Here is a 4,303-nt window from a genome sequence, read left to right as displayed (position 1 = left end):
AAACTCCTGACCTCGGAACTCGACAAGATTTCCCCTGAAAGGGTTGCGTCATTGACGTCCTACGATTTCATTCTCGAAGCCCTATTTGGCGCAGCTTCATATTAAAACGGTATGAGTTCGGGTTCAGGGCGTTTTCGAGTGCCGCGCAACGCGCGGCACTCGAAAACGCTTATTTTGGCGTGCGCAAAGCGCACGCCAAAATGAGCACTTCAGCTTATCCCGAACTGAGGTTATTTAGGATCGAAGGAATATAGCAATGGCCCCAAAATTAAACCTAAGCCTCACAACAGGGGGACTCCCTCTGCCGTAGAATCAATCCATCCTGACTTATAAGCTCTTAAGAAAATATTGCTATGCCAGCGATTCCGTTTCACATCATCGTCGAGGGGAACCCCGCCCTGATCTACGCAAGCCGCAACGGTTCGCCTGAGAAGGTTCTGCGGATTCTGAATCCGTTTCTGGAGAAGTTTTGGCAAGAGCGGGCTTTAGCAACAGAAAGCAGCGATACACCCGAGTTTTTGGTTGCCCAACTGGTTGTACGCTTTGGCTTCGAATTTTCAGAGGACGACTATTCTAACTTGAAGGTGGGCATCAGCTTTGATCCCCGTGCCCAATATCTTTATCTCATCCATCAAAATCAGACCGTGCAAATCTACAAAACCACGGAAACATACCAGAAGGATTCTAGTATCGGCTTAGCAGGTTGTGAGGCGATCGAATCCCACGCAATTTCCTAAACATTTTCGATGGCGGTAGTGCTCCAGATATGTGGATGGGGTGTGGTGAAAGGGGCATGAAGCGCTTCTTTCACCACACCCCATCCATATGTTTGAAATATGACCTCGATACCTTTGTAAGTTCTGCAAATCTAATTTTGGGCAGTGACCATAGACACACTTATCACCTTCTAAAAAAGGTCAGCATATTCTTACAGCGCTTTTCAAACGCTTAAAATCTGGTTGTTTTTGTGAGAGCCGCGCTGAGCGCGGCTCTCACAAAAACAACCGTGGTTAATTCGAGCGCAAAGCACTGTAAGGAGAAGGCCAACGCTGTTTTTCAAATCCTATAGGCCAGAACCCTTGTGGTAGCAATTCTGCATGTAACGCCTATTAGACAAGGGATTCGGCCTACTACTCAACTCTATCCCTGTAAGAATTGTTATATTGCCTAGCTATACAACACTAGCAATAGGTTTTAACAACGTTGTATTACATGTGTGTCGCTCAGGCTTGAAGCGATATTAATTTCAGGGTTTAATGCTGGTGATTAACAAGAGTACTTGTCTCGCTCTGACTAAAAAAACGTTTTTATTCATTCTTCAGCATTCTTGAGGAGTTGTTTCCCATGGTTGGGTTTATCATTTCAGTCATCGTAATTGCTCTGAGCCTGTTTATTATTAGTAAGCTGCCAACGGGAGTCGAAATCGATAGCCCTGTAGCAGCGTTGATTGGAGGTGCCATTATTGGTGCATTCAATGGGCTTTACTATATTTTCCCAGACTGGTTTCGGGGAGCTACAGCCATCTTCAGCCTGGGATTGATCCCCTTGATTGGTAGCATCATTGTGTTTGGTCTGGCGGCATGGCTCGTGGAAGGGTTCCGCCTGCGCTGGGGGATTGGAAGTGCTATTTTGGGGGCGATCGCCGTTGCCCTCGTCAGCTCTATCCTCAATGCCATTCTGAATGCCACGGGTTTGGTCCCTACTGCTTAACGGCTTCCCTCATATCCGTTCTTCCAAGCACAGTTCTCAAAGGTGCGAAATACAAAGGGTTGATTTGTGGGCGTTTGCCCCTCCCACAGATCAATCCTTATGGCTTTAAGCAAGAAGCGTTATAAAACTGGCGTTTTCAGCCCTCTACGGTAAAATCAGGACTCGAAGCTAATGCGCTGAAACCCATGACGAGTCCTACAGCAACACTGCTGATCTCCTGCCCCGACCAACCTGGCCTGGTGGCAAAAATGGCAAATTTTATTTACTCCAACGGGGGTAATATTATCCATGCCGATCAGCACACCGATTTTTCCGCCGGGTTATTTCTGACCCGCATCGAGTGGCAGTTAGACGGCTTTCATCTACCCCGCGAGATTATTGGGGCAGCATTTCAAGCGATCGCTCAACCCCTGAACGCTAACTGGCAACTGCATTTCTCCGATACGGTTCCCCGCATTGCCGTGTGGGTCAGCAAGCAAGACCACTGCCTGTTCGACCTGATCTGGCGGCAACGGGCTGGGGAGTTGGGGGCTGAGATTCCGCTGATTCTTAGCAATCATGAGAAATTGGGGGAGATCGCCCAGCAATTTGGGATCGACTTCCACCACATTCCCATCACGGCAGCAACCAAGCCAGAGCAAGAAGCCAAGCAACTGCAACTGCTGAAAGACTACCGGATCGATCTCGTGGTTTTGGCGAAATACATGCAGGTGCTCAGTGCCGATTTTATTGAACAGTTTCCTACCGTCATTAATATCCACCATTCATTTTTGCCTGCTTTTGCGGGGGCCAATCCCTACGAACGGGCATACGAGCGCGGTGTGAAGATTATTGGAGCAACAGCGCACTATGTTACTCAGGATCTAGACGAGGGGCCGATCATCGAACAGGATGTAGTACGGGTCAGCCACCGGGATCAGGTGGTCGACCTGATTCGCAAAGGTAAAGATTTGGAGCGCATCGTGTTAGCGCGGGCGGTACGGCTCCATTTGCAAAACCGAGTTTTGGTGTATGGCAATCGCACTGTAGTCTTTGCCTAGTTGTGGTTATAGAATTCATCGCGCTTGTTGGGACATCAGGAGTGAGTGGAAGCATGGCTCCCACTCACTCCTGATGTCCCAACAAACGATATACCAGCCATATAAGGTTGGGTTTTCGTGCCGATTTGAATAATACTGGTATGGGCAATTCCCCTTGTAAAAGGGGGAGTGTGACACGTTGATCAAGACACCTTTTCTTTGTCCATGCCCTAGGGCGAGTAATCATTCGCGCCTACATCGAACCTTTCATCGTTCGGTGGGTTTAGGATTAGGGGGCGATCGCTACCCATTCTCTGTTTGCGGTTCTAACACCATGTCTACATCTCTTCGCATTTGCATCATATTGGGTACTCGCCCCGAAGCCATCAAGCTGGCTCCGGTAATTCAGCGCTTTCGGGCGAACCCCCGGTTTGATACACGGGTTGTGCTGACGGGCCAACACCGAGAAATGGTGGAGCAGGTGATGGATCTGTTTCACCTCACAGCAGATCAAGATCTCGCTATCATGCAGCCCCGGCAAAGCCTGACAGATATTACCTGCCGCAGTTTGCAGGGGTTAGAAGCGTTGTTCAAAGAAATACAACCGCAAATGGTGCTGGTGCAGGGGGATACCACAACGGCATTTGCAGCAGCGATCGCCGCCTTCTATCAACAGATCCCCGTGGGCCATGTCGAAGCAGGGCTACGCACGGACGACCTGTTCAATCCTTTTCCCGAGGAGGCTAATCGGCGTCTCATCTCCCAGGTAGCACAGTTGAACTTTGCGCCTACTGAAAAATCAGTGCAGCACTTGAAACAGTCCAGCATCGTTGGGCATATCCACCTGACGGGCAACACGGTCATTGATGCGCTCCTGACGGTGGCTGGTCAGCAACCCGACTGCCCCATTCCCAACCTCGACTGGAGCCAGTACCGAGTGCTGCTTGCCACCGTGCATCGCCGTGAGAACTGGGGTGCGCCATTGCAGGACATCATCACGAGCTTTTTACAGATACTCGATAAGTTCCCCGATACGGCTCTGCTGTTACCGATGCACCGCAACCCAACAGTGCGCGAGCCTCTACAGGAACGCCTGGGGAACCATCCCCGTATCTTTCTCACAGAACCCTTGGACTATGCCGAACTGGTGGGTGCAATGCAGCGCTGCTACTTGCTGCTGACCGACTCTGGTGGGCTACAAGAAGAAGCCCCTAGTTTGGGAAAACCCGTGCTGGTGTTGAGGGAAACGACCGAACGCCCCGAGGCCGTCGAAGCAGGTACGGCACGATTGGTGGGAACAGACCCTGAGACGGTGATAGCGATCGCCTCCGACCTTCTCAGCAATCCTGCCAGCTATCAGGCCATGGCAAATGCCGTTAATCCTTTTGGTGACGGCCACGCCTCAGAGCGCATTGAACAATTGGTAGAAGAGTATTTAAGTACTTAGGAAATTTCCAGTAAGGCGTTGCATAATGAGAATGATGCAGAGTTGAAAATGCTTTATGAATTGTCCTCATTGCACCAGCGACAGAATTGTTAAAAATGGGCATCGCAATGGTAAGCAAAGCTACTTG

General features: G+C 50.0%; 4 protein-coding genes. All 4 read left to right on the top strand.

The features are described 5' to 3' along the window. Positions 1-353: 353 nt before the first annotated feature. The 4 genes from NDI52_RS34725 to wecB all read left to right on the top strand — a co-directional run bounded on the left by NDI52_RS34725 (position 354) and on the right by wecB (position 4,176). Entirely contained in the window at positions 354-737 is a 384-nt protein-coding gene (locus NDI52_RS34725) for a histidine kinase (RefSeq protein ID WP_190774384.1), read from the top strand. Positions 738-1,344: 607 nt separating this feature from the next. Beyond that, positions 1,345-1,710 carry a phage holin family protein gene (locus tag NDI52_RS34720; RefSeq protein WP_190774383.1) on the top strand — a complete coding sequence of 122 codons (366 nt, stop codon included), beginning with the start codon at positions 1,345-1,347 and terminating at the stop codon, positions 1,708-1,710. Positions 1,711-1,895: 185 nt separating this feature from the next. Further along, positions 1,896-2,750, top strand: coding sequence for a formyltetrahydrofolate deformylase (gene purU, locus NDI52_RS34715; protein ID WP_190774382.1), 855 nt, complete (start codon positions 1,896-1,898; stop codon positions 2,748-2,750). A gap of 313 nt (positions 2,751-3,063) precedes the next feature. Beyond that, positions 3,064-4,176: a UDP-N-acetylglucosamine 2-epimerase (non-hydrolyzing) gene (gene wecB / locus NDI52_RS34710; RefSeq protein ID WP_190774381.1), complete on the top strand. Its 1,113-nt coding sequence runs from the start codon at positions 3,064-3,066 to the stop codon at positions 4,174-4,176. The last annotated feature ends 127 nt before the right edge of the window (positions 4,177-4,303 follow it).

The organism is Leptolyngbya sp. PL-A3 (assembly GCF_039962325.1).
Classification (GTDB): domain Bacteria; phylum Cyanobacteriota; class Cyanobacteriia; order Elainellales; family Elainellaceae; genus Vacuolonema.
Note: the sequence above shows the minus strand (reverse complement) of the source record. Positions and strands in the feature narration are given on the sequence as shown.

Bases quoted from the DNA above. Each gene is read 5' to 3' on its own strand.
- NDI52_RS34725 (WP_190774384.1), top strand. From the start codon at position 354: ATGCCAGCGATTCCGTTTCACATCATCGTCGAGGGGAACCCCGCCCTG.
- wecB (WP_190774381.1), top strand. From the start codon at position 3,064: ATGTCTACATCTCTTCGCATTTGCATCATATTGGGTACTCGCCCCGAA.
- purU (WP_190774382.1), top strand. From the start codon at position 1,896: ATGACGAGTCCTACAGCAACACTGCTGATCTCCTGCCCCGACCAACCT.
- NDI52_RS34720 (WP_190774383.1), top strand. From the start codon at position 1,345: ATGGTTGGGTTTATCATTTCAGTCATCGTAATTGCTCTGAGCCTGTTT.